Annotated in this window: 20 protein-coding genes and 1 other RNA gene; 6 read left to right on the forward strand and 15 right to left on the reverse strand. The window is 67.2% G+C overall.

Annotation, left to right across the window (positions count from 1 at the left end):
* Nucleotides 1-24 precede the first annotated feature (24 nt).
* From ACEN9N_RS11525 to dnaX, 5 genes are all read right to left on the reverse strand, one after another.
* On the reverse strand, nucleotides 25-1,062 hold the full coding sequence (locus ACEN9N_RS11525) for an ABC transporter substrate-binding protein (RefSeq protein ID WP_007836672.1): 1,038 nt from the start codon (nucleotides 1,060-1,062) through the stop codon (nucleotides 25-27).
* 137 nt (nucleotides 1,063-1,199) lie between these two features.
* On the reverse strand, nucleotides 1,200-1,592 hold the full coding sequence (locus ACEN9N_RS11530; protein WP_042673964.1) for an MAPEG family protein: 393 nt from the start codon (nucleotides 1,590-1,592) through the stop codon (nucleotides 1,200-1,202).
* Between the two features lie 15 nt (nucleotides 1,593-1,607).
* The gene (recR, locus tag ACEN9N_RS11535) at nucleotides 1,608-2,198 is read right to left on the reverse strand and encodes a recombination mediator RecR (RefSeq protein ID WP_007836670.1); all 591 of its coding nucleotides are present in this window, start codon (nucleotides 2,196-2,198) and stop codon (nucleotides 1,608-1,610) included.
* A gap of 9 nt (nucleotides 2,199-2,207) precedes the next feature.
* Nucleotides 2,208-2,540 (reverse strand): YbaB/EbfC family nucleoid-associated protein, encoded by a 333-nt coding sequence (locus tag ACEN9N_RS11540; protein ID WP_007836669.1) that lies wholly within the window; start codon nucleotides 2,538-2,540, stop codon nucleotides 2,208-2,210.
* A 55-nt stretch (nucleotides 2,541-2,595) separates the two neighbouring features.
* A complete protein-coding gene (dnaX, locus tag ACEN9N_RS11545; RefSeq protein WP_413313127.1) occupies nucleotides 2,596-4,440 on the reverse strand; it encodes a DNA polymerase III subunit gamma/tau in 1,845 nt (614 codons plus the stop codon).
* A gap of 181 nt (nucleotides 4,441-4,621) precedes the next feature.
* On the opposite strand from dnaX, the gene ffs reads away from it, so the two are divergent.
* An RNA gene (gene ffs, locus ACEN9N_RS11550) (signal recognition particle sRNA small type) lies at nucleotides 4,622-4,718 on the forward strand.
* Nucleotides 4,719-4,777: 59 nt separating this feature from the next.
* On the opposite strand, the gene ACEN9N_RS11555 is transcribed toward ffs, so the two are convergent.
* From ACEN9N_RS11555 to ACEN9N_RS11565, 3 genes are read right to left on the reverse strand one after another with little or no spacing between them, the layout of a single operon-like run.
* Nucleotides 4,778-6,019 (reverse strand): TIGR03862 family flavoprotein, encoded by a 1,242-nt coding sequence (locus ACEN9N_RS11555; protein ID WP_495656103.1) that lies wholly within the window; start codon nucleotides 6,017-6,019, stop codon nucleotides 4,778-4,780.
* Nucleotides 6,016-9,276, reverse strand: coding sequence for a UvrD-helicase domain-containing protein (locus ACEN9N_RS11560; RefSeq protein ID WP_495656104.1), 3,261 nt, complete (start codon nucleotides 9,274-9,276; stop codon nucleotides 6,016-6,018). The genes ACEN9N_RS11555 and ACEN9N_RS11560 overlap by 4 nt, the downstream gene beginning before the upstream one ends.
* The gene (locus ACEN9N_RS11565) at nucleotides 9,273-11,852 is read right to left on the reverse strand and encodes a PD-(D/E)XK nuclease family protein (RefSeq protein ID WP_413313122.1); all 2,580 of its coding nucleotides are present in this window, start codon (nucleotides 11,850-11,852) and stop codon (nucleotides 9,273-9,275) included. The genes ACEN9N_RS11560 and ACEN9N_RS11565 overlap by 4 nt, the downstream gene beginning before the upstream one ends.
* A gap of 157 nt (nucleotides 11,853-12,009) precedes the next feature.
* Between ACEN9N_RS11565 and trxA the strand changes: the two genes are divergently transcribed.
* On the forward strand, nucleotides 12,010-12,342 hold the full coding sequence (gene trxA / locus ACEN9N_RS11570) for a thioredoxin TrxA (protein ID WP_019653039.1): 333 nt from the start codon (nucleotides 12,010-12,012) through the stop codon (nucleotides 12,340-12,342).
* A 182-nt stretch (nucleotides 12,343-12,524) separates the two neighbouring features.
* On the forward strand, nucleotides 12,525-13,790 hold the full coding sequence (gene rho / locus ACEN9N_RS11575; RefSeq protein WP_007836663.1) for a transcription termination factor Rho: 1,266 nt from the start codon (nucleotides 12,525-12,527) through the stop codon (nucleotides 13,788-13,790).
* A 54-nt stretch (nucleotides 13,791-13,844) separates the two neighbouring features.
* Here the strand turns inward: rho and ACEN9N_RS11580 are convergent, their stop codons facing one another.
* Nucleotides 13,845-14,912: an oxidoreductase gene (locus ACEN9N_RS11580; RefSeq protein WP_495656105.1), complete on the reverse strand. Its 1,068-nt coding sequence runs from the start codon at nucleotides 14,910-14,912 to the stop codon at nucleotides 13,845-13,847.
* A gap of 181 nt (nucleotides 14,913-15,093) precedes the next feature.
* On the opposite strand from ACEN9N_RS11580, the gene ACEN9N_RS11585 reads away from it, so the two are divergent.
* From ACEN9N_RS11585 to ACEN9N_RS11595, 3 genes are all read left to right on the forward strand, one after another.
* On the forward strand, nucleotides 15,094-15,363 hold the full coding sequence (locus tag ACEN9N_RS11585; RefSeq protein ID WP_007836661.1) for a type B 50S ribosomal protein L31: 270 nt from the start codon (nucleotides 15,094-15,096) through the stop codon (nucleotides 15,361-15,363).
* 78 nt (nucleotides 15,364-15,441) lie between these two features.
* Entirely contained in the window at nucleotides 15,442-17,178 is a 1,737-nt protein-coding gene (locus tag ACEN9N_RS11590) for a hypothetical protein (protein WP_007836658.1), read from the forward strand.
* Entirely contained in the window at nucleotides 17,175-18,518 is a 1,344-nt protein-coding gene (locus ACEN9N_RS11595; RefSeq protein WP_007836656.1) for an MATE family efflux transporter, read from the forward strand. Before ACEN9N_RS11590 ends, ACEN9N_RS11595 begins: the two co-directional genes overlap by 4 nt.
* 13 nt (nucleotides 18,519-18,531) lie before the next feature.
* Here ACEN9N_RS11595 and phoR read toward each other — a convergent pair whose 3' ends face one another.
* The 6 genes from phoR to pstC all read right to left on the reverse strand — a co-directional run bounded on the left by phoR (nucleotide 18,532) and on the right by pstC (nucleotide 24,212).
* A complete protein-coding gene (gene phoR / locus ACEN9N_RS11600) occupies nucleotides 18,532-19,869 on the reverse strand; it encodes a phosphate regulon sensor histidine kinase PhoR (protein ID WP_495656106.1) in 1,338 nt (445 codons plus the stop codon).
* A 44-nt stretch (nucleotides 19,870-19,913) separates the two neighbouring features.
* The gene (phoB, locus tag ACEN9N_RS11605) at nucleotides 19,914-20,606 is read right to left on the reverse strand and encodes a phosphate regulon transcriptional regulator PhoB (protein WP_007836652.1); all 693 of its coding nucleotides are present in this window, start codon (nucleotides 20,604-20,606) and stop codon (nucleotides 19,914-19,916) included.
* 131 nt (nucleotides 20,607-20,737) lie between these two features.
* Entirely contained in the window at nucleotides 20,738-21,439 is a 702-nt protein-coding gene (phoU, locus tag ACEN9N_RS11610; protein WP_007836651.1) for a phosphate signaling complex protein PhoU, read from the reverse strand.
* Nucleotides 21,440-21,448: 9 nt separating this feature from the next.
* On the reverse strand, nucleotides 21,449-22,231 hold the full coding sequence (pstB, locus tag ACEN9N_RS11615) for a phosphate ABC transporter ATP-binding protein PstB (protein ID WP_007836650.1): 783 nt from the start codon (nucleotides 22,229-22,231) through the stop codon (nucleotides 21,449-21,451).
* Nucleotides 22,232-22,248: 17 nt separating this feature from the next.
* A complete protein-coding gene (gene pstA / locus ACEN9N_RS11620) occupies nucleotides 22,249-23,133 on the reverse strand; it encodes a phosphate ABC transporter permease PstA (RefSeq protein WP_007836649.1) in 885 nt (294 codons plus the stop codon).
* On the reverse strand, nucleotides 23,130-24,212 hold the full coding sequence (pstC, locus tag ACEN9N_RS11625; protein WP_007836648.1) for a phosphate ABC transporter permease subunit PstC: 1,083 nt from the start codon (nucleotides 24,210-24,212) through the stop codon (nucleotides 23,130-23,132). Before pstC ends, pstA begins: the two co-directional genes overlap by 4 nt.
* Between the last annotated feature and the right edge of the window lie 24 nt (nucleotides 24,213-24,236).

Below are 24,236 nucleotides of genomic sequence, written 5' to 3' on the forward strand. Positions count from 1 at the left end.
GCCGGGTCGCGGGGCCGTTCGAAATCAGGCTTTGAACCTGTCTTTCGCGCGCCGAGCAAAATCGTTGGTGTAGGTCTTTGCGAGGTCGATCCTGTCGGCCTTCACGGTGGTGTCGAAGCTGGCGATCGCGGTCAGCGCGGTCTTGGGGCCGTCGACCGGCACGAGGCCGTCGGTGGCGATCGACTCGCGCACCTTGTCGAAGGACGCGAGGTACAGCGCCCGGTCGCCGAGCAGATAGGTCTCCGGCACCGTCTTGATGATGTCGCCGGGCCCCGCCGTCTGCAGCCACTTGAGCCCGTGCACGATGGCATTCGCCAGCGCCTGGCAGGTGTTGGGATTCTTCTGGATGAACTCGCTCGACGCATACAGGCAGGCTGCCGGCATCGGGCCGCCGAACACTTGCTGCGTGCCCTGGAGCGTGCGCGTGTCGCTGATGATCTTCACGTCGCCCTTCTGTTCGAGCATCGTCATCACCGGGTCGGTGTTGCTGATCGCGTCGATCTGGCCCGAGCGCAGCGCGGTGAGCGCGCCGGCCGCCACGCCGACGCCGATGTAGCTCACGTCGCTGGCCTTGAGGCCGCCCCGCGACAGCACGAGGTTGGCGACCATGTTGGTCGACGAGCCTGGCGCCGAGACGCCGATCTTCTTGCCCTTGAGGTCGGGAATGCCGGTGTAGCCCGCCATGTTCTTCGTCGACACGCCCACGGCGATCTGCGGTGCGCGGCCCTGCAGCACGAAGGCCTGGAAGAACTGGTTCTTGGCTTGCAGGTTGATGGTGTGTTCGTAGGCGCCCGAGCAGACATCGGCCGAACCGCCGACCACCGCCTGCAGTGCGCGCGCGCCGCCCGCGAAATCGGAAATCTCCACATCGAGCCCCTCGGCCTTGAAGTAGCCGAGCTGTTCGGAGATGGTGAGCGGCAGGTAGTAGAACGCCGCCTTGCCACCCACCGCGATGGAGATCCTGGTTTTTTCCAGCTTCGCCTGCTGCGCAAAGACACGCGGCAACGCGATGGTTGCGGCAGCGATGGCGGAAGCTGAAATGAGGGTTCGGCGATGGAGCATGAAACGGTGCCTGCGGGCTCGGTGATTCCTGGGACTGAATCGAGCTTAGGGGCCGCATCAGGCGACGGCATCGGGGTGATCCCGTGCGGGTTTTCACGTAATCATGAAGGCCTCGCCGCGAAGCCCGCGCCGAAGCGTCAGCGCGCCAGGAAAAGTATCGCGACGTTGACCATGAACCCGAGCGCCCAGACAGCACTGCGCGCGCTGCCCAGGCCCTTGATGTAGAGCACGATGTAGATCGCGCGCAGCACCACGTAGGCCGCGGCGAGCATGTCCAGGCGCGCCTGTGCCGCGCCGAGCTGGTGCGCGATGATCACCGCGCCGATGAAGAACGGCAGGCCTTCGAAGCTGTTCGCCTGCGCGCTGTTGGCGCGCGCGCGCCATCCGCCCTGCTTCGCGGCCCAGTCGCGCGGATGCTGGTTGTCGCGCGGGCCGAAGCTTCCAGCCTTGGCGATCCACGCCGCGAAATACGGCAAGCCGCAGGCGATGAAAACGCACCAGTAGGCGATGGTGAGCAAGGAAAAAGTCATGCTCGCATGCGCGTGCTACCTGCGATCCACCAGGGCATGCGCGATGGTGCCGAGATCGACGTATTCGAGTTCGCTGCCGGCCGGCACGCCGCGCGCAAGGCGCGTCACCGTGAGGCCATGCTGCTTCAGCGCCTCGCCGATCACGTGCGCGGTGGCTTCGCCCTCGGCGGTGAAGTTCGTGGCCAGGATGACCTCGCTCACCGTGCCGTCGCGCGCGCGGTCGAAGAGCTTCTGCAGTCCGATGTCCTTCGGCCCGATGCCGTCGAGCGGACTGAGCTTGCCCATCAGCACGAAGTAATAGCCGCGGAACGCGCCGGTGCGCTCGAGTGCGGCCTGGTCGGCCGGCGTCTCGACCACGCAAAGCTTGGTTCCGTCGCGCCGCGAGTCCATGCAGACGCTGCAGATCGGCGCCTCGGTGAAGGTGTTGCAAAGCTCGCAATGCCGAACGTGACCCGCGGCCTGCTGCAGCGCGCGCGCGAGCAGCTGCGCACCCTCGCGGTCGTGCTGCAGCAGATGGAACGCCATGCGCGAGGCCGACTTGACGCCGACACCGGGCAGGCGGCGCAGCGCATCGATCAATGCGTCGAGCGAACCGGCGTCTGCCATCTCGGCCGCTTAGAACGGCAGTTTCATGCCGGGCGGGAGACCAGGCATGCCGGCCGTGAGCTTGCCCATCTTCTGCTCGCTGGTTTCCTCGGCCTTGCGCACGGCGGCGTTGAAGGCGGCCGCCACGAGGTCTTCGAGCATGTCCTTGTCGTCCGCCAGCAGGCTGGGGTCGATGGTGATGCGCTTGACGTCGTGCTTGCAGGTCATGACGACCTTGACGAGGCCGGCGCCGGATTCGCCTTCGACCTCGATGTGGGCGAGTTCTTCCTGGGCCTTCTTGAGGTTGTCCTGCATTGCCTGCGCCTGCTTCATGAGGCCGGCCAGTTGTCCTTTGTTGAACATCGTTGGTCCTGGTTGTTGGGTTGAAAAGTGGGTGAAGGATAAGAGAGATGGGAGCTCAGGCCGGTTTCAGGGTTCCGGGAACGATCTTCGCGTCGAAGTCGCGCATCAGCGCCTGCACTTCAGGGTCGCTCATGATGGCCTCTTCGGCCACGCGCTGGCGCTCGTCGGCGGCCTGCTTGTTGCGGCGCGCGGGGCTGTCGACCACGCCGCCGATCTCGATGGCGAGCTTGATGTTGTGGCCGAGGTTGTTCAGCGCAGCTGTCAGCTTTTCGCGGCTCGACGGCTGGTTGAGCGTCTCGCGCTCGATGCGCAGCAGCCACTGGTCCGTGTCGCGGCCCACCAGCTGCGACTGCAGCGCCAGTTCGCGTGCAAGGGCCGTGATGGCCTCGGCCGCGACCAGTTCGGAGACCGTGGCGTACCAGAAATCGCCGTCTTCGCTGGTCGGAATGGGGGTGAATGTGCTGCGCGGCTCATCGGGGCGCGGCGTGTCCCGGACACTTGGTGGAGGCTGCACGCGAATGGGCACGCCGACGACCCTGGCGGTCGTATCGCTGGCCTCGGGGCGGGATTCGGCCTGTCGGGGTTCGTCGACCACCGCGAGGCGATGGCCCGCCGGGACCGGGGCGGCATGGGCGGGCGCCGCAGCAGGCGCTTCAGCTTCAATCGGAGCGCGAACGACCGGCATGGGTGCCGGAGCGGGGGCTGCGGCACGCACCGGAACCTGCGGCGCCGCGGCCGCAGCTTCATTCAGAGTTTTTTTTTCCGTGGAGGCCGTCGAAGCAGCCGCGTTGGAGGGTTTGAAGGCCAGTAGCCGCAACAGCACCATGGTCAGCGCGGCGTACTCGTCCGGGGCCAGGCCCAGTTCGCCGCGGCCGTGCAGGCACAGGCTGTAGAGCAGTTGCGTCTCGTCGGCCGGCATCAGCGCAGCGAGGCGCGCGGTGTCGGCCGCGTCGGGATCGGTGGCGGCATCGGCCGACTCCGCCCGCGAGGGCACGGCCTGCAGCACGGCCATGGCCTGCAGCACAGCCGTCATTTCTTCCAGCGTGGAGGCGGCGGACATGCCGTCGACGCGCAGCGCCTCGGAGGTTTCGACCACCGTCTTGCCGTCGCCCTGCGCGAGCGCCTCGATCAGGCGGAACACATGCCCTCGATCGACGCTGCCGAGCATCTGGCGCACGCCCGCTTCCACGAGTTCGCCGTTGCCGAAGGCGATGGCCTGGTCGGTAAGCGACAGCGCGTCGCGCATCGAGCCGCGCGCCGCGCGCGCCAGGAGGCGAAGCGCCTGCGGCTCGGCCGGAACATTCTCGGTGTGCAGCACGCCGGTGAGGTGTTCGAGCACCGTCTCAGGTGCCATCGGCCGCAGGTTGAACTGCAGGCAGCGCGACAGCACCGTGACCGGCACCTTCTGCGGATCGGTCGTGGCCAGCACGAATTTGAGGTACTCGGGCGGTTCCTCGAGCGTCTTCAGCATCGCGTTGAACGCGGTGTTTGTGAGCATGTGCACTTCGTCGATCATGAAGACCTTGAAGCGCCCCTGCACCGGCTTGTAGACGGCTTGCTCGAGCAGCGACTGCACCTCGTCCACGCCGCGGTTCGAGGCCGCGTCGAGCTCGGTGTAATCCACGAAGCGGCCCGAATCGATGTCGCGGCAGGCCTGGCACACACCGCACGGCGTGGCCGTGATGCCGCCCTGCCCGTCCGGGCCCTGGCAGTTGAGCGACTTCGCCAGAATCCGCGAAACAGTGGTCTTGCCGACACCGCGGGTGCCGGTGAAAAGATAGGCGTGATGCAGACGCTGCGTGGTCAACGCGTTCTCGAGCGCCTGCACCACGTGCCCCTGGCCGACCATCTCACCGAAGGTTTTCGGACGGAACTTGCGAGCGAGCACGAGATAAGACATTGGGGGCATTCTAAAAGGCGCGAGGCGCCGATCCGGCCCCGGTCGCAAGAAAGGAGAGGCTTCTCTGCCCCGCTCCGGAGGAGCGCCGCGCACGGCCGCCCGAAGCGGCCGCCCCGCCTCCTGGAAGGGGGTTGGCGAAGCGACACGAAGTGCGCGAAAACTGGGGGTTAGAATCCAGGCTGACGGGCCTCCCTGCATGGTGAAGTGGCCAACCGGGTCAGGTGGGGAACCAAGCAGCCCTAACTGCGTAGTCAGTGCCAGGGGTAAGGCTCGTCAACCTCTTCAGCAGCTTCGTTTCATTCCGTGCGAAATGAAACGAGGCTTGCAACAATCACTCTCAGCCCAGACCCAGGCGACGAATCGCGCCGCGCGCCGCGGCCGCGCCGCTGGCCATCGACGCTGTCAGCAGGTAGCCGCCGGTCGGCGCCTCCCAGTCGAGCATCTCTCCTGCCGCAAACACGCCGGGCAGCGCGTTCGACATCAGCTGCGCATCCAGCGCGTCGAAGCGCACGCCGCCTGCCGTGCTGATCGCCTCGTCGACCGGCCGCGTCGCGATGAGCTTCAAGGGCACCGCCTTGATCGTCGCGGCCAGTTGCGCCGCGTCCTGCATCGCTTCGCGGCTCAAGGCCTCGTGCAGCACCCCCGCCTTGATGCCCTCGAGCCCCAGCCGGCTCTTGAGATGGCTGCTGAGCGAACGCGCGCCGCGAGGGTGCGCCACTGCGGCCAATACCTGTTCGGCACTGCGGTCGGGCAGCAGATCCAGCAACAGCGTCGCGCTGCCCTTCGCGGCAATCTCGTCGCGCAGCAGCGCCGACGCCGCATAGATCAGGCTGCCTTCGATCCCCTTGGCCGTCGCGACGAACTCGCCCTTGCGCGCAAAGTGCCTCCCCTGGCTGTCGGTGAACGAGATCGCGACCGACTTGAAGGGCTGCCCGGCAAAGCGGCTGGAGAAATGCTCGCTCCAGCCGGTGCCGTCGAAGCCTGAATTGGCCGCCAGCAGCGGCGCCACTTCCACACCCTGCGCCTGAAGCCACGGCACCCACGCGCCATCGGAGCCGAGACGAGCCCAGCTTGCGCCGCCGAGCGCCAGCACTACCGCATCGGCCTTTGCTGCAATGCCGCCGGCAGGCGTCGCGAACCGCAGCGACGCCGTGTCGAAAACCCCATCGCCCATCCAACGATGCCGCATATGAAACTGCACACCCGCCGCGCGCAAACGATGCAACCACGCGCGCAGCAGCGGCGCGGCCTTCATGTCGGTCGGAAACACGCGCCCCGACGTACCGACGAAGGTCTCGATGCCCAGGCCGCTCGCCCATTCGCGCATCTGCTGCGGTCCGAACAGCGCCAGCATCGGTTCGAGCTGCGCGCGGCGCTCGCCGAAGCGGGTCATGAACACATCGAAGGGCTCCGAGTGCGTGAGGTTCAGCCCGCCACGGCCGGCCAGCAGGAACTTGCGGCCGACCGAAGGCATCGCGTCATACACATGCACCTGTGCGCCGGAAGCGCTCAGGACTTCAGCCGCCATCAGGCCGGCAGGTCCGCCGCCGATGACGGCGACGGTAGGGGAAACAGTCATTCGAGATTTACCAGTTCGCCCTGCCCGGTGAGGAACGCGACGCGCACCGTGGCACCGGGATAGGCATGTTGCACCGCTGCGCGATAGCGCTGCATCTGTGCGATCAGCGCAGCGTCCCGTTCGGGGCGCGCCGCAGATTTGTAGTCGAGGATCCACCAGGCGCCGCTGTCGCGCTCGCGCACCAGACGGTCGATGCGCAAGGTCTCGCCTTCATGCACCAGCGTGACTTCGTTGCCATGCCAGTCGACCCTGCGATCGTCCCACACCCAGGCGCCCTCGCCCGCGCGGATGCGCTGCGCCAGCGCGGCGGCACCGCGCGCCTGCTGCGCATCGAGCATGAATTCGCGTGCTGCAGCGCGCACGTGGGCCGCAGGCAGTGGCTCGCCAGGGACAGCCCATTCGAGCAGGCGGTGCATGGCCTGGCCGAAGGCGGCGGCGCGCGCGTCAACGGTGGTGTCTGGCGCTTTCTTGGTGGCAGGTTGTTCGACCAACACGGGCGCCGCAGGCATGCGCTTCATCGAGAAGCTGCCCGCACCGGAGTCGGTCGGCAAGGCGACCAGCGGCTCGTCGGCCTCGGTAGGCTCGCACAGCGGCTCCAATCGCGCCCACCAGCTGCCTTCGTTGGCGCGCGCCGGGCGCACCGACGACAGCACCAGCCGCTCGCGTGCCCGCGTGGTCGCGACGTAAAGGCCGTTGAGCTCTTCACGATGGCGCGCGCGCTGCTCCTCTTCGAGCAATGCCGCCGTGCAGGCCGGCGGCGTCTTCTCGCTCGCAAGGAACACGAAGCGCGTCGGCGCGCTGTCGCTGCCCTTCCATTCGACCAGCACGCCCATGGTCTGGGCGCGCGGTGGTGCCGCGTCGCAGTCGAGCATGAGAACGGTATCGGCCTCCAGTCCCTTCGCGCCATGCACGGTCAGCAGTTGCACCGCATCGGGCGCGGCAACGGCCGGGGCGCGCACGCCGCCAGCGCGCAACGCACGCACCAGTGCATACGGTGTCGCGAAACGTGCGCCGTCAATCTCGAGCGATGCGGACAGCAGGCCGCGCAGATTGGCCAGCGCGCTCTGGCGCATCGCGGCGGGAACTGCGGCGCCGAATTTCGCGAGCAGATCGCCATCGTGAAAGATCGCGTCTAGCGCGTCGTGGGGCGGCAGTGTCATCAGCCAGCGCTGCCACTTCCTGAGCTTTGTGCCCGCCTCGATCAACGCCGGCGGCAGGCTTTCGTCCTTCAGGATCAGCGCGAACCAGCTCACCGGGCCGCGCTCGCGCTGGCGCAGCGCAAGCTGCACCAGCGCCGCGTCACCGATGCCGAACACCGGCGACTTCAGCGCCCGCGCCAGCGAAAGATCGTGCGCGGGCGACACCAGCGCGTCGATCAGCGCGACCACGTCCTGCACTTCGGGTGCGTCGTGCAGATCGTTCTTCTCTGGCTGCTGCACGGGAATGTGGCGCTGGCGCAATGCGTCCTGCATGGCCGAGAGCCGGCTGCGGCGGCGCGCCAGCACCATGATCTGGCGCGGCGGCGTGCCGTCGGCGATGCGCTGCGCCACCCATTGCGCGGCCTGTTCGCATTCCTTCTGCAGCAGCTGTTCTTCGGGCAGCACGCGCGGTGTGACGAGGCTGTCGCGCCAGTGCAGCATGCCGCCGTCGGCCGGTGCCGCGTCGGACGCATCGCCGAGTGCGTCGCGGTCGATGGCCGGCAGCTTGAGCAGTTCGCCTTCGTCGCCGCGCTCGGTGGTGTGGGCGCGGTAGCCATCGAACTCACCGGCCTCTTGCGCCGCCAGCATCGCCGTATTGACCAGCCCGACCACGGCCCGCGCATTGCGGTGGGTGTGGTCGCAGTTAAGCAACTCGCCGTCGAGCCCTTCGCGCACGAACTTCTTCGCGGCGATGAACACCTGCGGCTCGGCGCGGCGGAAGCGGTAGATGCTCTGCTTCGGGTCGCCCACGATGAACACGCGCGGCGCGCGGCCCTGCGCTCCGGTGTACGCGCTGAGCCAGCCGTACAGCGCCTGCCACTGCAGCGGGTTGGTGTCCTGGAATTCGTCGATCAGCAGGTGCGCAATGCGCGCGTCGAGCCGCTCCTGCACCCAGCCCGACAGCGCCGACTGGCCGAGCAGCAGTTGCGCGGCCTGCTCGACGTCGTTCATGTCGACCCAGCCGTGGGCACGCTTCACATCGGCAAAGGCTGCGATCAGCAGGCGTGTGAGGCGCGTCATGCGCTGCTGGTAGAGCCATGCGGCGTGCTGGGCCTGCGCGCCGCACAGCACCTGCAGCTCGGCCTCGGCTTCCTGCGCGGCGGGGAACTTCTGCAGGTTCTTGTTGAGGCGATCTTCGGTGGCGACGAAGAAGTTCTTACGCAGGTGCGCGAGCGCGGCCGCCAGCGAATCGGCTGGAGGCTCGCCCATGCCGAACACGTCGATGATGGCCTCGGCCGCCTTCTGCGGCGTCTTGTTGCTCTCGCGGCCGAGCGCGGCGGCGCGGTCAAGCCAACGGCGGCGCACCGGCTCGCCGAGCAAGGCCTCGGTCGGTTCGTCAAGGCCTTCGAGCGACGGAAAGAACACGCTGAAATGCTGGACGGCATTCTCTGCATCGGCCAGTGAGAACTCGACGCGCTTCGAGAGCGCCTCGCTCAGGGCCTTGGCCGTCTGCGAGCGGCCGTGCGTCGCGACGACGGCGTAGTAATCGGCCAGCGCATTCTTGTCGGTGGTGACGGCCTCGAAGAAGGGCCGCCACGTGTGGCCGCGCGCCTCGGCGTCGTCTTCGAGCAGTTCGTAGTTCGACGGCAGGCCCAGCTCGCGCAGCACCGCGAGCGGCGCATTGCGCAGCAGGCCCGCGAACCAGGCGTGGAAGGTGCGGAACTGCACCGGCCTGCCGCCTTCGAGCAGGCGCCTGTAAAGGCCCTTCAGGCGCGGCACGGCGGCCAATGCGGCCGCCGGCTCGACGCCGCGCATCACGAGCTGGCCGACCAGTTCTTCCGGCGTCCGTTCGGCAAAATCCTCGAGCCACTGGTCGAGCCGCTCGCGCATCTCGCCGGCCGCCTTCTTCGTGAAGGTGATGGCCAGGATCTCATGCGGCTCGCAGGCAGACTCGCCTTCTTCGAGCAGCGCGCGCAGGATGCGCGACACCAGCATCCAGGTCTTGCCCGCGCCCGCACAGGCTTCGACGGCGACCGAGCGGCGCGGGTCGCAGGCGACGGTATAGAAGGCCTCGCGCGTGACGTGCCGGCCGTTGTGTTCGTAGGCAGCGCCGTTCATTTCGCAATGCCCCCGGGCCGGGGGACCTCGTTGCCCCAGAAGTCCTTGCGGCAAAGGCCGCGTGCGGCGCAGTAGTCGCAGACGGCGCCCTCCCCTAATGGCGGCAGTGCTGCCCCCTGCGCAATGCGCGTGAAGTCGTCGATGATGCCGGCCACCAGCGCATCCCGCGCCTCGACCACGGCGGGCTGCTCGACGGTCTGCGTGCCGGAGGACTTTTCACCGACGTTCACATAGGCCGCACGCAAGGTGTCGTCGGCCACCAGCGCGGCATAGAAGGCCAGTTGCGTGTCTTCGGTCGGGTCTTTCACGCGCTCCTTGCTGACGGCGGCGGACTCGGTCTTGTAGTCGATCACGAAAGCCTGGCCGTCTGGCATGCGGTCGATGCGATCGAGCCGGCCGATCAGCCGCAGCGTGCCCAGGGACTGCTCCTTCCAGGGCTCGGCTTCGACGAAAACCGCGCCGCCCGCCTCGTGCCCCGTCAACCAGTTGAGGTAGCCGTCGCGCACCGCGGGCCAGGCCGCGGCGAAAGGCAGGAACTCGGCTGCGGACAGGCTGAGCTCCTGCGTCGCGCGCCGGGCGGCCTCTTCGATGAGCGCGGTGCGTTCCTGGGCGTCCTGCGTCGCAGCCTCAGCCAGCGTCTCGTGGAAGTGACCAAGCACGGCATGCAGCCAGTTGCCGAAGTCGCGCTTGTCGATCTCGGCATCGAGCTCGTCGGCGCTGCGCAGGCCCAACTGCCGCAACGCGAAGAAGCGGTAGGGGCAGCGGCGCAGGTCTTCGTACACGCTGGTCGAGATGTTCTCCAGTGGCAGGAGCGCGCCGGAAGGGGTCGGATATTCGGTTGGCTGCACGGTCACGTCGCGCGGCGTGCGCGGATCGGCCGAGGGCTGCAGCGCGTGATCGAGCTGCAGCGCCTGCACCAGCGGACTGGGCCGTACCGGCTCGCCGCTGGCGTCGGACTGGCGCCAGATCAACTCGCACGACGAGTTGTGCAGGGCCGCGGCCCAGGCCGCGCGTTGCGCAGCTTCGAGCGTTTCACGCGACGCCAGGCCCAGTTCGAGTCGTTGGGCGGCGCTCCAGTTGCCGGGCGGCTCGGGCGACGCAGGCAGGCGCCGGTCGTCGCAGCCGGGGATGACCACGGCGCCGAACGCACGGCCCAGCAATTGGTACAGCGGCAGCACGACGACCTTAGGTGCCTGGTCGCCCGCGGGGGGCACGAAGCTCGCGTCTTCCAGCACGTCGCGGACCCAGGCGGTGAATTCGGCCAGCGTGTGGCGCCCGCCGGGGAAATCGTCGTCGTCGCCATGCGCGCCGGCATCGAGCCACAGGGCGCCGATCACTTTGCCGCCCGCGAGGTCTTCGTCGAGCAGCGCCCATTGGCCGCTGGCTTCCAGCAGCTCGCGCAACGCGCGCAGCCAGTCGGCCAGGGGGCGGGACCGGGCCATGGGCGCGCGTCGCGCCTCGATGGCCCCGGTGAAGGACAGCAACGTGGCGTCCTGTGCTTTCTCGCTGCGCGCCACCAAGGCACACCAGGCCAACCAGTCGCGCAGGCCCTCGCGGCGCAAGCGGGCTTCGAGCAGTTGCACAGCCGGTGCATCGCCATCGGCGCCGCTCTTGAGCCATTCGAGCACCTGGTCGCTGGCGGCGTCGTGGGCGCAGGCGCGCAGCGCGCTCATCAGCGTGGCGGCAGCGCGCGTGGTCGACAGCTTCCAGCCCGTTTCGTCGTGCGTGACGATACCTTGCGCACTCAGCTGGGCGCTGATGCGGCGCGTGAGGGCGCGGTCGGTTGCGATCAAGGCGACCGGTGCGCGGTCTTCGGCGAGGTGGCGCAGCACGCAGGCGGCGGCGAGTTCGGCTTCGTCTTCGGGGTCGAGGGCGACGTGCGAAACCGCAGCCTGCGTGGGCGCGCCCGAAGGCACGAGCGAGAGATGAAGAGCGCGGTCGCCCCACAGCTTGCAGAGCGACTGCGTGAGCGGATCGGCCAGGAAGCCCTCGAGCACGATCAGCGCGTCGACCTGCGCGCGCGTGCTGTCGCGCAGGAGCACGTCGGTGGCATAGCCCGAGGTCGAGGCCCACGCGACGGCGATGCGGATCAGCGCGCTCTCGATGCGAAACCATTCCGACTCGCTGCCCGCCTCGGCCACGCCCGCCGCGCGTTGCGCCCATTCGCCGCCCCGCTCTTCGGGACTCACGGCAGCTGCAAGAGGGGCCAGTTGATACGCCAGTTCGACGACGCGGCCGGCAAGGGCGAAGCGCTCGGCGCTGAAACCGGCTTGCGACAGCAGCGCCTGCGCCGTGACCAAGTCGCGCGCCATGTCGTGCGCGATGTCGTAGCCGGCCGGCACGAAGCCGCCCGCGCTGCGGGCCCAGTTATGGGTGGTCTCGAAGCGCGGCACGAAGCCTGGGCTGCCGCAGCGGGCCCACATGGCGCGCGCCACGGCCATCAACTGCGCGTAGGGCACCAGCACCACGGTGCGGGCGGCATGCAGCTGGCGATCGGCCAGCGCGCGGACGATCCGCGCAACGACGCCATTGGCGGGATCGCACCACAGGGCCTGGACAGGGAGGCCTTCGTTCATGTTCTATCGAGGGGTTGGAGAGCGCGTGGACGTGACGCACAAGGGCTTTTGGCTATCGCCGCCATAGCGTCCCCGCACGGCACGCCACCCCTTGGTTTCTGTCACAATGACCAGCACTTTAGCTGCACCGAAACTCTCTGCGCACAAGGACCCACACATGGCCAGCGAACTCATCAAACACATCTCCGATTCCTCCTTCGAGGCCGACGTGCTCAAGTCCAGCCAGCCCGTGCTGGTCGATTACTGGGCCGAATGGTGCGGTCCCTGCAAGATGATCGCCCCGATCCTCGACGAAGTGTCGACCGCCTACGAAGGCAAGCTGAAGATCGCCAAGCTGAACGTGGACGAGAACCGCGACATTCCCGCCAAGTTCGGCATTCGCGGCATCCCCACGCTGATGCTGTTCAAGGACGGCCAGTTGGCCGCCACCAAGGTCGGCGCCATGAGCAAGGCGCAACTCACGGCCTTCATCGACCAGCAGCTCGCCTGAGCGATTTCCACCGGCCAGCGCGCAATGCGTTGGCCGGCGCGTTTTTCCTGTCATAATCTCCCACAGATCACCGGCCCTTTATCCAGGCAACCGGTTCGAGTTCCCCGGTTGGTGAGGCACCTCTCGCTTCACACCCAACCTCCCCCCGTTTTCCGTTCGATTACCCCGCGAGGGGTCATTCCATGCACTTAAACGAACTCAAGGCACTCCACGTGTCTGAAGTCCTCAAGCAAGCCGAAGCGCTTGAGATCGAAAACGTCGGCCGCATGCGCAAGCAGGAGTTGATGTTCGCGATCATCAAGAAGCGCGCCAAGGCCGGCGAACAGGTCTTCGCCGACGGCGTGCTCGAAATACTGCCCGACGGCTTCGGCTTCCTGCGCAGCCCAGACACCAGCTTCACGGCCAGCACGGACGACATCTACATCTCGCCGAGCCAGGTGCGCCGCTTCAACCTGCACACCGGCGACATGATCGAAGGCGAGGTGCGCACGCCCAAGGATGGCGAGCGCTATTTCGCGCTGACCAAGCTCGACAAGGTCAACGACGGTCCGCCCGAGCAGAACAAGCACAAGGTGATGTTCGAAAACCTGACGCCGCTGTTCCCCAAGGAGCAGATGAAGCTCGAGCGCGACGGCATCAAGGGCGACGAGAACATCACGGGCCGCATCATCGACATCATCGCTCCCATCGGCAAGGGCCAGCGCGCCCTGCTCGTGGCGCCGCCCAAGAGCGGCAAGACGGTGATGATGCAGCACATCGCCCACGCGATCAGCGCCAACTACCCCGACGTCCACATGATGGTGCTGCTCGTCGACGAGCGCCCTGAAGAAGTGACCGAAATGCAGCGCACGGTGAAGGGCGAAGTCATTGCTTCGACCTTCGACGAGCCCGCAGCGCGCCACGTGCACGTCGCCGAAATGGTGATCGAGCGCGCCAAGCGCCTGGTCGAACTGAAGAAGGACGTGGTGATCCTGCTCGACTCGATCACCCGCCTCGCCCGCGCCTACAACAACGTCGTGCCCTCGTCGGGCAAGGTGCTGACCGGCGGTGTGGATTCGAATGCGCTGCAGCGTCCCAAGCGCTTCCTGGGCGCCGCGCGCAACGTGGAAGAAGGCGGCTCGCTGACCATCATCGGCACCGCGCTGATCGACACCGGCAGCCGCATGGACGAAGTGATCTTCGAAGAGTTCAAGGGCACCGGCAACTCCGAAATCCACCTCGACCGCCGCCTCTACGAAAAGCGCGTGTTCCCCTCGATCCAGCTCAACCGCAGCGGCACCCGCCGCGAAGAATTGCTGCTGGCACCGGAGATCCTGCAGAAGACCCGCATCCTGCGCCAGCTCATGTACAACATGGACGAGATCGAGTCGATGGAGCTGATGCTCAAGAACATGAAGGCGACGAAGACGAATGTCGAGTTCTTCGACATGATGCGTCGCGGCGGCTGAGCACCACGCTCTTCCGCAAAAGCGCGTTGGCCCTCAAGGGCCGACGCGCTTTTTTCATGGTCGCTCGATGCGGATGGCGCGGCCTTCGACGGCGCTCTGGCGGCCGATGTCGAGCAACTCCATCAGCGCGACGGCCTGCTCGGGCGGCACGGGGTTCGGGCCGTGGCCGAGGATCGCGTCGCGGACCGCAGCGTAGTAGTCGACGTAGTTGCCTGGCCGCGTCGGCAAGGCGCGAAAGTGCGGCGCCCCATCGCTGCCGATCAGCGTGAGCTCGCCATCGAGCGGATCGGCGCCCCACCCCACGGCCGGCGGCCGCTGCCCGGCGCGCAGCGCATCCTCCTGGGTATCGACGCCGTGCTTGACGTAGCTGCCACGCGTGCCGTGCACGATGTAGCGCGGCGCCGCATGGGCGGCGAGCGTCGTCGAATGCAGCACCACGCGCAGCGGCGCATGCGGCCCCAGCTCGTAGCGCAGCACGGCATGAAAGTAGTCTTCGACCACAGCACCGTCGCGCAGCACGGCGGTGTCGAGCTGGATCGTGTCGGGCCGGCCGAAAAGCTGCACCGCCTGATCGACCAGATGGGCGCCCAGGTCCACCCACAGGCCCGACCCCGGCACGGCCTGCTCGCGCCAGCGCGCCTTCACCTCGGGCCGGAAGCGGTCGAAATGCGACTCCAGGTACACCGGCCGGCCCAATTCGCCGGACGCCAGGACATCCTTGAGGGTCAGGAAATCGGCATCGAAACGCCGGTTCTGATACACCGCCAAGACAAGGTTGTTGCGCTTGGACAACGCCTCGAGCTCCCGCGCCTCAGCCACATCGAGCGTGAAAGGCTTGTCCACCACCACGTGCTTGCCGGCCTCCAGCGCTGCCTTGGCGACCGGATGGTGCTGTGCATTGGGCGTCGCGACCACGACGAGGTCGATGTCGGCGCGGGCCACCAGCGCCGCCACGTCGGGCACCACGGGCACACCGGGCCAGTCGGCGTGCACTTTGTGCGGCTGCGAACTCACCACTGCGGCCAGTTCGAGCCCCGGAACGGCCGAAAGCACCGGCGCATGGAAGGTCTGGCCGGCAAAACCGTAGCCGACGAGGCCGGCGCGCAAAGGTGCGGAGGTCATGGAAGGGTTCCGTTTGCTCGAAAATAGGGCAGTATGCGATAATCGTGGGCTCCGCGAAAAGTGCGGCTGGGCAGCTTCGCCCGGCCTCCTGGATTTCCCAGGGCAGCGCGCCAGACCATTGGCACGCTGGTGGCTCTCGCATCGACCGCGCATTGATTCCAACAGCGCAAAAGGAAAAACCATGGCAAAAGAAGGCATCCACCCGAATTACCGCGAAATCCTGTTCGTCGACATGTCGAACGGCTTCAAGTTCGTGACCCGTTCGTGCGCGAACACCAAGGAAATGGGCAAGACCGACGACGGTCGCGAGCTCCCCCTGTTCAAGCTCGACACCACCAGCGAATCGCACCCGTTCTACACCGGCACGCAGAAGTCGGTCGACAACATGGGCGGCCGCGTCGAGAAGTTCCGCAACCGTTTCGGCAAGACCACCGGCGCTGCTTCGAAGTAAGGCACGCGCTTTCGCGTCGAGGGCAGCCCGGTTTACCGCGCTGCCCTTTTTCTTTCTGAATTCCGCCTCTTTCGCCACTTGAACCAGCCCACCCCCGCGATCGTTGCCCAGAGTGCCGTGCGCCGGCTGCCGCGCATCGCGTTGCTTCTGCTGTGCGCGGCCTACCTGCTGCCGGGCCTGGTCGGCCGAGGCCCCTGGAAGAGCGCGGACATCACGGCCTTCGGCTACATGGCCGAACTGGCCCGCAGCACCGAAGGCATCGCGCGCTGGTTCGATCCTCTCCTGCTGGGCCTGCGCCCCGAAACGCCCGCGCTGATCCCGTACTGGATCGGCGCCCTGGCGATCAAGATCGCGCCGTCGTGGCTGAACCCCGACCTGGCCGTGCGAATCGCATTCGCGTTCCTGCTCTGGGGCACCTTCACGGCCAGCTGGTATGCGGTGTACTACCTGGCCCGCACGGCGCGTGCCCAGCCCGTGGCCTTCGCCTTCGGCGGGGAGGCACGGCCGACCGACTACGCACGCGCGATTGCCGACGGCGGCCTGCTGGCACTGATCGCCTGCCTCGGCCTCGCCCAGCTTGGCCACGAGACCACGCCCGCGCTGGCACAGCTGTTCTTTGCCTCGCACCTGTTCTACGGCGTGGCCGCACTGCCCTATCGCCGTGCGGGCCCGTTGATCGCACTGACGGTGGGCACCATCGGCATCACGCTGAGCGGTGCGCCCACCGTGGGGCTCGCGCTGGCCGTCGGCAGCGTGCTGTACATCGCCTACGAGCGCCGGCTCGCCATGCAGTCCGAGCGCGAGAACATCAACGACGAAGACAACGGCCCCGGCTACACGCGAGGCGCCCTCCTCGCGATGACTGGCATTACCGCGCTGGCGGCGGTGCTCGTGTTCGGGCTGAAGCTGCCGACATGGAAGATCACCGTGCTCGGCGGTTCGCTGCTCGGCGACGCACGCAGCCAGGCCAAGCTGCTGCTGTGGTTCACTTGGCCGGTCTGGCCGCTTGCCATCTGGACGCTCTGGCGCTGGCGGCGGCAGCTCACGGCACGCCACGTCGCGCTGCCCTTCTGGTTCGCGCTGGTGCCGCTGGCGGCCACCTGGACCACCGACTACTCCGACCGCTCGCTGCTGCTGGCGCTACCCGCGTTCGCCACGCTGGCCGCCTTCGCCCTGCCCACCTTCAGGCGCAGCGCAGCGGCGCTGATCGACTGGTTCAACGTGCTGTTCTTCAGCGGCCTGGCCGTGCTCGGCTGGATCTACTGGGTCGCCATGCAGACCGGCGTGCCGCCCAAGCCCGCCGCCAGCGTGGCGCGGCTGGTGCCCGGCTTCGTGCCCGAGTTTTCTCCCATTGCCGTGGCTCTCGCGGCGGCCGCGACCATTGCCTGGTGCTGGCTGGTGCGCTGGCGCACGGGGCGGCACCGTGCCGCGCTCTGGAAGACGCTGGTGCTGCCGGCCGGCGGTACGGCGCTGTGCTGGATGCTGCTGATGACGCTGTGGCTGCCGCCCATCGACTACGCGCGCAGCTACGTGCCGCAGGTGCGGGCCGTGGCCGAACGTGTCGGCCAGCCGCGCTGCATCGCGGAACTCGCGCTCAGCCGCCCGCACATCGCGGCCCTGCGCCACCACGGCAACTTCAACGTGCAACCGCTGCTGCTGGGCACCGATTGCCCATGGTTGCTGGCGAGCCCAGAGACCATCGAGCGCCTGCACACCATCATTCCCTTCGACCAGTGGCGCTTTGCCGGCACGCTGCGCCGACCCAGCAGCGCAGCCGACGACCTCCTGCTCTACCAGAAGATCACGCCACAGTGAGGGGCGGCGAACGGGCCCTGATCGCGCGGCACGCGGGCACCGTGCTCGCCGGGCAGCTGGCCGTGATGGCTTTCGGCGTGGCCGACACCATCATCGCCGGGCGCTACTCCGAACAAGCACTGGCCGCCCTGTCGGTCGGCGCCGCCATCTTCGTCAGCGTGTACGTCTCGCTGATGGGAGTCCTGCAGGCACTGCTGCCGGTCTGGGCCGAACTGCATGGCGGCGGCCGCGCCGGCGAGGTGGGCCGCTCGGTGCGGCAATCGCTCTACCTGGCCGCCATTGCCATCGTGGCCGGCATGGCGATCCTGCTGCTGCCCGACGCGGCGCTGCGGTGGACCCAGGTGCCGGCTGCAATGCGCGGCGAAGTCGAGGCCTATCTGGCGGTGCTGGCCTTTGCACTGGCGCCGGCCCTGCTCTTTCGCCTATTCAGCACGCTCAACCAGAGCCTGGGCAAGCCCCAGCTCGTGACATGGCTGCAGCTCGGTTCGCTGGCCGTGAAGCTGCCGCTGTCGATCTGGTTCACCTTCGGTGGCGCGGGCCTGCCGGCCATGGGCCTCGTGGGCTGCGGCTGGGCCACGCTGTGCGTGAACTGGGCGATGCTGGGCTGCGCCATCTGGCTGTTGCGCAACCGCGCGTTTTATCGCGACTACGGGCTCTGGAAGCGCATCGAGGCGCCCGACTGGCAGCAGATCCGCAAGTTCGCGCGGCTCGGCGTGCCAGGCGGCTTGGCGGTGCTGGTCGAAGTGACCTCGTTCACGCTGATGGCCTTGTTCATCGCCCGCCTTGGCACGGCGGCCGCGGCGGCGCACCAGATCGCGTCGAACCTGCTGGCCGTGGCCTACATGACCCCGCTGTCGCTGGCCATCGCGACCAGCGCGCGCGTGAGCTTCTGGCTCGGTGCCGGGGATGCGGCCAGGGCCCGGCACGCCTGTCGCCTGGGCTTCGAGCTGACCGCGCTGTGCGCTTTGTTCTACGCCGCCGCCATGGCTGCGCTGCGCTACGAGCTCGCCAACGTGTATTCAGACAACCCCGCTGTGATCGCGATGGCCGGCGCACTGCTGCTGGCGGTGGCCATGTATCACTTCGCCGATGCGGTGCAGACCTTCTGCGTGTTCGTGCTGCGGTGCTACCGGGTCACGCTGGCGCCGCTGGTGATCTATTGCGCGATGCTGTGGGGACTGGGCCTCGGCGGAAGCTACCTGCTGGCGTACCGCGGACTTGGCCCCTGGGCGGCCATGCAATCGCCGCTGGCGTTCTGGATCATGAGCGCCTTCGCGCTGGCGCTGACGGCCCTGCTGTTCGGCGCGCTGCTGCGTTGGACGATGCGCCAGCGCGCTTGACAAGAGCTGCCTGCTACCTGGCCAGCACGCGCGCTTCCCGCACGCGCACTGCGGGAAACACCAGCGCAAAGCGCGAACCCTTGCCCACCGTGCTTTCGATGCGCAGCTCGGTGCCGTGCCGCTGTGCAATGTGCTTGACGATGGCCAGCCCCAGCCCCGTGCCGCCTGTCTCGCGCGAACGGCTGCGGTCGATGCGGTAGAAGCGCTCGGTCAGCCGGGGAATGTGCTCGGCGGCAATGCCGGGACCCGTGTCTTTCACCGCGTATTCGCCACGCCCGTCAGGCAGCACCCGCCAGCTCACCGCCACCTCGCCGCCGCCTGGCGTGTAGCGGATGGCATTGCTCAGCAGGTTCGACATCGCGCTCTGCAGCTCGGTCGGTGCGCCCGACACTTCGGACTCGGCTTCGATGGTGAACGACAGCCGGTGTCCCTGCGGCGCCACACGGCCCGACAGCCCGCGGCCCTCGTCTTCGCACTGTGCGAGCAGCGCACGAATGCGGATCCACTGGTTGCCCGAAGGCGCCGCGCTGCCTTCCAGCCGCGACAGCGTCAGCAGGTCGTTCACCAGCGTTTCCATGCGGTGCGACTGCTGCCCCATCAGCGACAGGTAGCGCATGCGTTCGTCCGCGTCGAGCGGCAGGTTCTGCAGCGTCTCGACGAAGCCCGCCAGCACCGTCAGCGGCGTGCGGATTTCGTGCGACACGTTCGCCACGAAATCACGCCGCATCGCCTCGGCCTGCTCCAGCGCCGTGATGTCGCGCGTCAGAAGCATGCGGCGGTTGCCGGCATAGGGATGCACCTGCACCGACAGCCGCACCAGGTGGGGGCGCTGATGCGAGTGGCCGGGTCCGGAGGCGTCGATGACCACGTCGCGGCTGTAGTTCCACGATGCAAGGTAGGCGACGAAGGCCGGATCGCGCACGAGGTTCGCCAGATGCTGCGCAAGGTCGCGCTCGGCATCGATGCCGAACTGGCTGGCGGCCGTCTGGTTGCACCATTCGATGCGGCCCTGCTCGTCGAGCAGCACCACGCCATTGGGTGAGGCCTGGATGGCCGCGAGGAACTCCTGCAGCCGCTCTTCGGCTTGCCGCGTCTGCTGCTCGCGGTCGCGCAGCAGCTTGCGGATGCGCTCCGACAGCTCGCCCCACACGCCCGCTCCCCTCGTCGGCAGGCCCGCCGCGTCGTTGCGCAGCACCCGCATCAGCCGCTCGGCGCGCCAGGCATCGAGCACCAGCCAGAGCACCGCGCCCAGCCACGCGCCCAGCCATCCGAACTTCCAGCCAAAAATCGCGACAGCGCCCGCTCCTATTGCAAGGGACGCTATTAAAAAAGTAGCTATGCGAAAAGGCATGGCGGGCGATTATCCGCGCCCGCGGCCAAGGGACGCCACTGCGGTCAAACCGTGACTTGGGCGGTCAGCCGGTAGCCCGCTCCGCGGACGGTTTCGACCATCGGCGCCGCCGCACCCAGCGATTCGCGCAGGCGCTTGACGTGCACGTCGACCGTGCGCTCCTCGATGTAGACGTGGTCGCCCCACACCTTGTCGAGCAGCTGCGCGCGGCTGTGCACGCGCTCGGCATGCTGCATCAGGTAGGCCAGCAGCTTGAACTCGGTCGGCCCGACCTTCAGCGCGCCGCCCTGCCAGGTCACGCGGTGGGTGGAGGTGTCGAGCGCCAGTTCGCCGATCTCGACGCGCTCCGTCACCACTTCCGGCGCCCGACGACGCAGCACCGCACGGATGCGGGCCAGCATCTCCTGGGTGGAGAAAGGCTTGGTGATGTAGTCGTCGGCACCGGCATCGAGGCCGGCCACCTTGTCGGGCTCGTCGCCGCGCGCGGTCAGCATCAGGATCGGGATGGCCTTGGTGCGCGGGTCCTTGCGCCACTGGCGCGCGAGTTGCAGGCCGCTCTGGCCCGGCAGCATCCAGTCGAGCAGGATCAGGTCCGGCAGGAAGGCGTCGATCTCGCGTTGTGCTGCCGCACCGTCTTCAGACCAGATCGGCTCGAAGCCGTTGTGGCGCAGGTTGACGGCGATCAGCTCGGCGATCGAGGACTCGTCTTCGACGATCAGGACTCGGGGTTTCTTCATGTTATCTGCTCACTTGATGGTCGCCCCGGTCCCTTCCAGCGAACGTCGCGGAACCGGCTTTGCCGGGCCGCTGGCGTTGCCCCCTGCAAGGGGATTGGCGGCCACACGAAGTGGGCAAGCCTGGGGGTTTGTCATTGAAGCGCGGACTCGATTTCCTGCATCGAAGTGTGCCGCACATCGGCGCCCTTGACGATGTAGATGATGAACTCGGCAATGTTCTTGGCGTGGTCGCCGATGCGTTCGATGGCCTTGGCCAGGAACAACAGGTCCAGGCTGGCGGAGATGGTGCGCGGGTCTTCCATCATGTAGGTGACCAGCTTGCGCACGAAACCGTCGAACTCCTTGTCGATCAGGTCGTCGTCCTTCAGGATCGACAGTGCCGCGGCCGTGTCCAGGCGCGCGAAGGCGTCCAGCGCGGTGCGCAGCAGGCCCGAGGCCAGGTCGGCCGCGATGCGCAGCTCGGTCGTCGGCAGCTGGCGGGCCGCACCGCTCTCGATGATCGACTTGACCATGCGCGCGATCTTGTTGGCCTCGTCGCCCACGCGCTCGAGGTTGGCGGTGGTCTTGCTGATGGCGATCAGCAGGCGCAGGTCGCGGGCGGTCGGCTGGCGGCGCGCGATGATGGACGACAGCTCGCGGTCGATGTCGATTTCCATCGCATTGACGCGGTGCTCGGTCTCCATCACGCGGTCGGCGGCTTCGGTATCGAACTGCAGCAGCGCGTACACAGCCTGGTGAATCTGCGACTCGACCATGCCGCCGAGCTCCATCACGCGCGACGAGACGCCGTTGAGTTCGCTGTCGAACTGGCTGGAAAGGTGTTTCTCGGTCATGGTGTCTCCTTAGCCGAAACGGCCGGTGATGTAGTCCTCGGTTTCTTTGCGCTGCGGCTTGAAGAACATCTGTTCCGTCGCACCGAATTCGATCAGGTCGCCGAGGTACATGTAGGCGGTGTAGTCGCTGCAGCGGGCGGCCTGCTGCATGTTATGCGTCACGATGACCACTGTGTATTCATTCTTCAGCTCGGCGATCAGTTCCTCGATCTTCGCGGTGGAGATCGGGTCGAGCGCGGAGCACGGTTCGTCGAGCAGCAGCACTTCGGGCTTGATCGCGATGCCGCGCGCAATGCACAGGCGCTGCTGCTGGCCGCCCGAGAGGCCCGAGCCGCTTTGCTGCAGCTTGTCGCGCACTTCGGTCCACAGGGCGGCCTTCTTCAGGGCCCACTCGACGCGGTCGTCCATTTCGCTGGCCGAGAGATTCTCGAACAGCTTCACGCCGAAGGCGATGTTGTCGTAGATCGACATCGGGAACGGCGTGGGCTTCTGGAACACCATGCCGACCTTGGCGCGGATCAGCGCCACGTCCTGCTTGGAGGTAAGCAGGTTCTCGCCGTCCAGGGCGATGGTGCCTTCGGCACGCTGCTCCGGGTAGAGCTCGAACATGCGGTTGAAGGTCCGCAGCAGAGTCGACTTGCCGCAGCCCGAGGGGCCGATGAAAGCGGTGACCTTGTTCTCGGGAATCTCGAGGTTGATGCCCTTGAGCGCGTGGAACTTGCCGTAGTAGAAGTTCAGGTCCTTGACCGAGATCTTCGAGCGCGACGGTTGTTGTGCGACGGTGTTTGGCATGTTGTCTTCTTCTGGATTCAGTGTTTGGTGCGCGTCAGGACCCGCGCCAGGATGTTGAGGGCGAGCACGGCAATCGTGATCAGGAACACGCCGGCCCATGCCAGCTGTTGCCAGTTCTCGTACGGGCTCATCGCGAACTTGAAGATCGTGACCGGCAGGCTGGCCATCGGCTGGCTCACGTCGGCGGTCCAGAACTGGTTGTTCAGAGCGGTGAAGAGCAGCGGCGCGGTTTCGCCCGCGATGCGCGCCACAGCAAGCAGCACGCCCGTGACCACACCGGCGCGTGCAGCGCGCAGCGTGATGCTCAGGATGACCTTCCACTTCGGCGTTCCCAGCGCGTAGGCCGCTTCGCGCAGGCCCGGCGGCACCAGCTGCAGCATGTTCTCGGTGGTGCGGATGACCACCGGGATCACGATCAGTGCAAGCGCCAGCGCACCGGCCAGGCCCGAGAAGGTCTTGAAATAGGCCACCACCACGGCATAGACGAACAGGCCGATCACGATCGACGGCGCCGACAGCAGGATGTCGTTGACGAAACGCGTGACGGATGCGAGCCAGCCCTTGGGGTTGTACTCGGCCAGGTAGATGCCGGCCATGATGCCGATGGGCGTGCCCACGAAGGTGGCCAGCGCCACCATCACGAACGAACCGAAGATCGCGTTCGCGATGCCGCCCACCTCGTTCGGCGGCGGCGTCATCTCGGTGAAGGTGGCGATGGCCAGGCCGCCCACGCCCTGGCGCAGCGTTTCCCAGAGGATCCACACCAGCCAGAACACACCGAAAGCCATCGCAGCGAGCGACAGCGTGAGCGCGATCTTGTTGACGCGGTTGCGCGAAGCGAACCGGGCCTGGCGCGTTTCGGCAAGCGCCTTGGCGTTCAAGAGGTTTTGAGCGGTACTCACGATTTGGTTCCTTCGCTCTTCTTCATCTTGGCCAGCAGCATCTTGGAGAGCGACAGCACGACGAAGGTGATGAAGAACAGCACGAGGCCGAGGTACATCAGAGCAGCCTGGTGCAGGCCCGCGCCGGCTTCGGCGAATTCGTTGGCCAGTGCCGAGGTGATGCTGTTCGCAGCCTCGAACACCGACAGCGAGTTGAGTTGGTTCATGTTGCCGATCACGAACGTGACCGCCATCGTTTCACCCAGCGCCCGGCCCAGGCCGAGCATGATGCCGCCGATGACGCCGGCCTTGGTGTAGGGCAGCACCACCTTGGAGACGACTTCCCAAGTGGTCGAGCCGAGACCGTAGGCCGACTCCTTCAGCAGCGGCGGCGTGACCTCGAACACGTCGCGCATCACCGAGGCGATGAACGGAATGATCATGATCGCCAGGATGATGCCGGCCGACAGAATGCCGATGCCCACCGGCGGGCCGGAGACCAGTGTGCCGAGGTAAGGCACGCCGCCCAGCAGCTTCTGCAGCGGCTGCTGCACCCAGGTGGAAAGGATCGGCCCGAACACCAGCAGGCCCCACATGCCGTACACGATGGAGGGCACCGCCGCCAGCAGTTCGATGGCCGTGCCCAGCGGGCGCTTGAGCCAGCTGGGCGAAAGTTCGGTGAGGAAGAGCGCAATGCCGAAGCTCACGGGCACCGCGATCACCAGCGCGATGATCGAGGTGGCCAGCGTGCCGTAGATCATGACCAGGCCGCCGTACTCGTCCTTGACCGGGTCCCACACGCTGCTCGTGAGGAAGCCGAGGCCGTACTTCGAAATGGCGGGCCAGGCGCCGGCGATCAGCGACAGCAGGATGCCGATGAGCATCGCGAGCGTCAGCAGCGCGGCGCCCTTGGCGGCCCAGCCGAACAGCCGGTCGGCCATCGGGCCGGAGCGCGCTGCCTTCACGGGCGGCGGAGGGGCGGTGGCACGACCGCGCTCGGCCGCGAGGTCGAGGGAGGTGGCAGCGGCGGGAAAGGTGGATGACACAGGTCGCTCCGGCAAAGACGAAAGCGGCGCGTCCTGGAGCGAGGGTTTGCTCATGGACACGCCGTTCTTCTGGACTGA

The organism is Variovorax sp. Varisp46 (genome assembly GCF_059491885.1).

Bases quoted from the DNA above. Each gene is read 5' to 3' on its own strand.
- ACEN9N_RS11525 (WP_007836672.1), bottom strand. From the start codon at position 1,062: ATGCTCCATCGCCGAACCCTCATTTCAGCTTCCGCCATCGCTGCCGCA.
- ACEN9N_RS11530 (WP_042673964.1), bottom strand. From the start codon at position 1,592: ATGACTTTTTCCTTGCTCACCATCGCCTACTGGTGCGTTTTCATCGCC.
- recR (WP_007836670.1), bottom strand. From the start codon at position 2,198: ATGGCAGACGCCGGTTCGCTCGACGCATTGATCGATGCGCTGCGCCGC.
- ACEN9N_RS11540 (WP_007836669.1), bottom strand. From the start codon at position 2,540: ATGTTCAACAAAGGACAACTGGCCGGCCTCATGAAGCAGGCGCAGGCA.
- dnaX (WP_413313127.1), bottom strand. From the start codon at position 4,440: ATGTCTTATCTCGTGCTCGCTCGCAAGTTCCGTCCGAAAACCTTCGGT.
- ACEN9N_RS11555 (WP_495656103.1), bottom strand. From the start codon at position 6,019: ATGACTGTTTCCCCTACCGTCGCCGTCATCGGCGGCGGACCTGCCGGC.
- ACEN9N_RS11560 (WP_495656104.1), bottom strand. From the start codon at position 9,276: ATGAACGGCGCTGCCTACGAACACAACGGCCGGCACGTCACGCGCGAG.
- ACEN9N_RS11565 (WP_413313122.1), bottom strand. From the start codon at position 11,852: ATGAACGAAGGCCTCCCTGTCCAGGCCCTGTGGTGCGATCCCGCCAAT.
- trxA (WP_019653039.1), top strand. From the start codon at position 12,010: ATGGCCAGCGAACTCATCAAACACATCTCCGATTCCTCCTTCGAGGCC.
- rho (WP_007836663.1), top strand. From the start codon at position 12,525: ATGCACTTAAACGAACTCAAGGCACTCCACGTGTCTGAAGTCCTCAAG.
- ACEN9N_RS11580 (WP_495656105.1), bottom strand. From the start codon at position 14,912: ATGACCTCCGCACCTTTGCGCGCCGGCCTCGTCGGCTACGGTTTTGCC.
- ACEN9N_RS11585 (WP_007836661.1), top strand. From the start codon at position 15,094: ATGGCAAAAGAAGGCATCCACCCGAATTACCGCGAAATCCTGTTCGTC.
- phoR (WP_495656106.1), bottom strand. From the start codon at position 19,869: ATGCCTTTTCGCATAGCTACTTTTTTAATAGCGTCCCTTGCAATAGGA.
- phoB (WP_007836652.1), bottom strand. From the start codon at position 20,606: ATGAAGAAACCCCGAGTCCTGATCGTCGAAGACGAGTCCTCGATCGCC.
- phoU (WP_007836651.1), bottom strand. From the start codon at position 21,439: ATGACCGAGAAACACCTTTCCAGCCAGTTCGACAGCGAACTCAACGGC.
- pstB (WP_007836650.1), bottom strand. From the start codon at position 22,231: ATGCCAAACACCGTCGCACAACAACCGTCGCGCTCGAAGATCTCGGTC.
- pstC (WP_007836648.1), bottom strand. From the start codon at position 24,212: ATGAGCAAACCCTCGCTCCAGGACGCGCCGCTTTCGTCTTTGCCGGAG.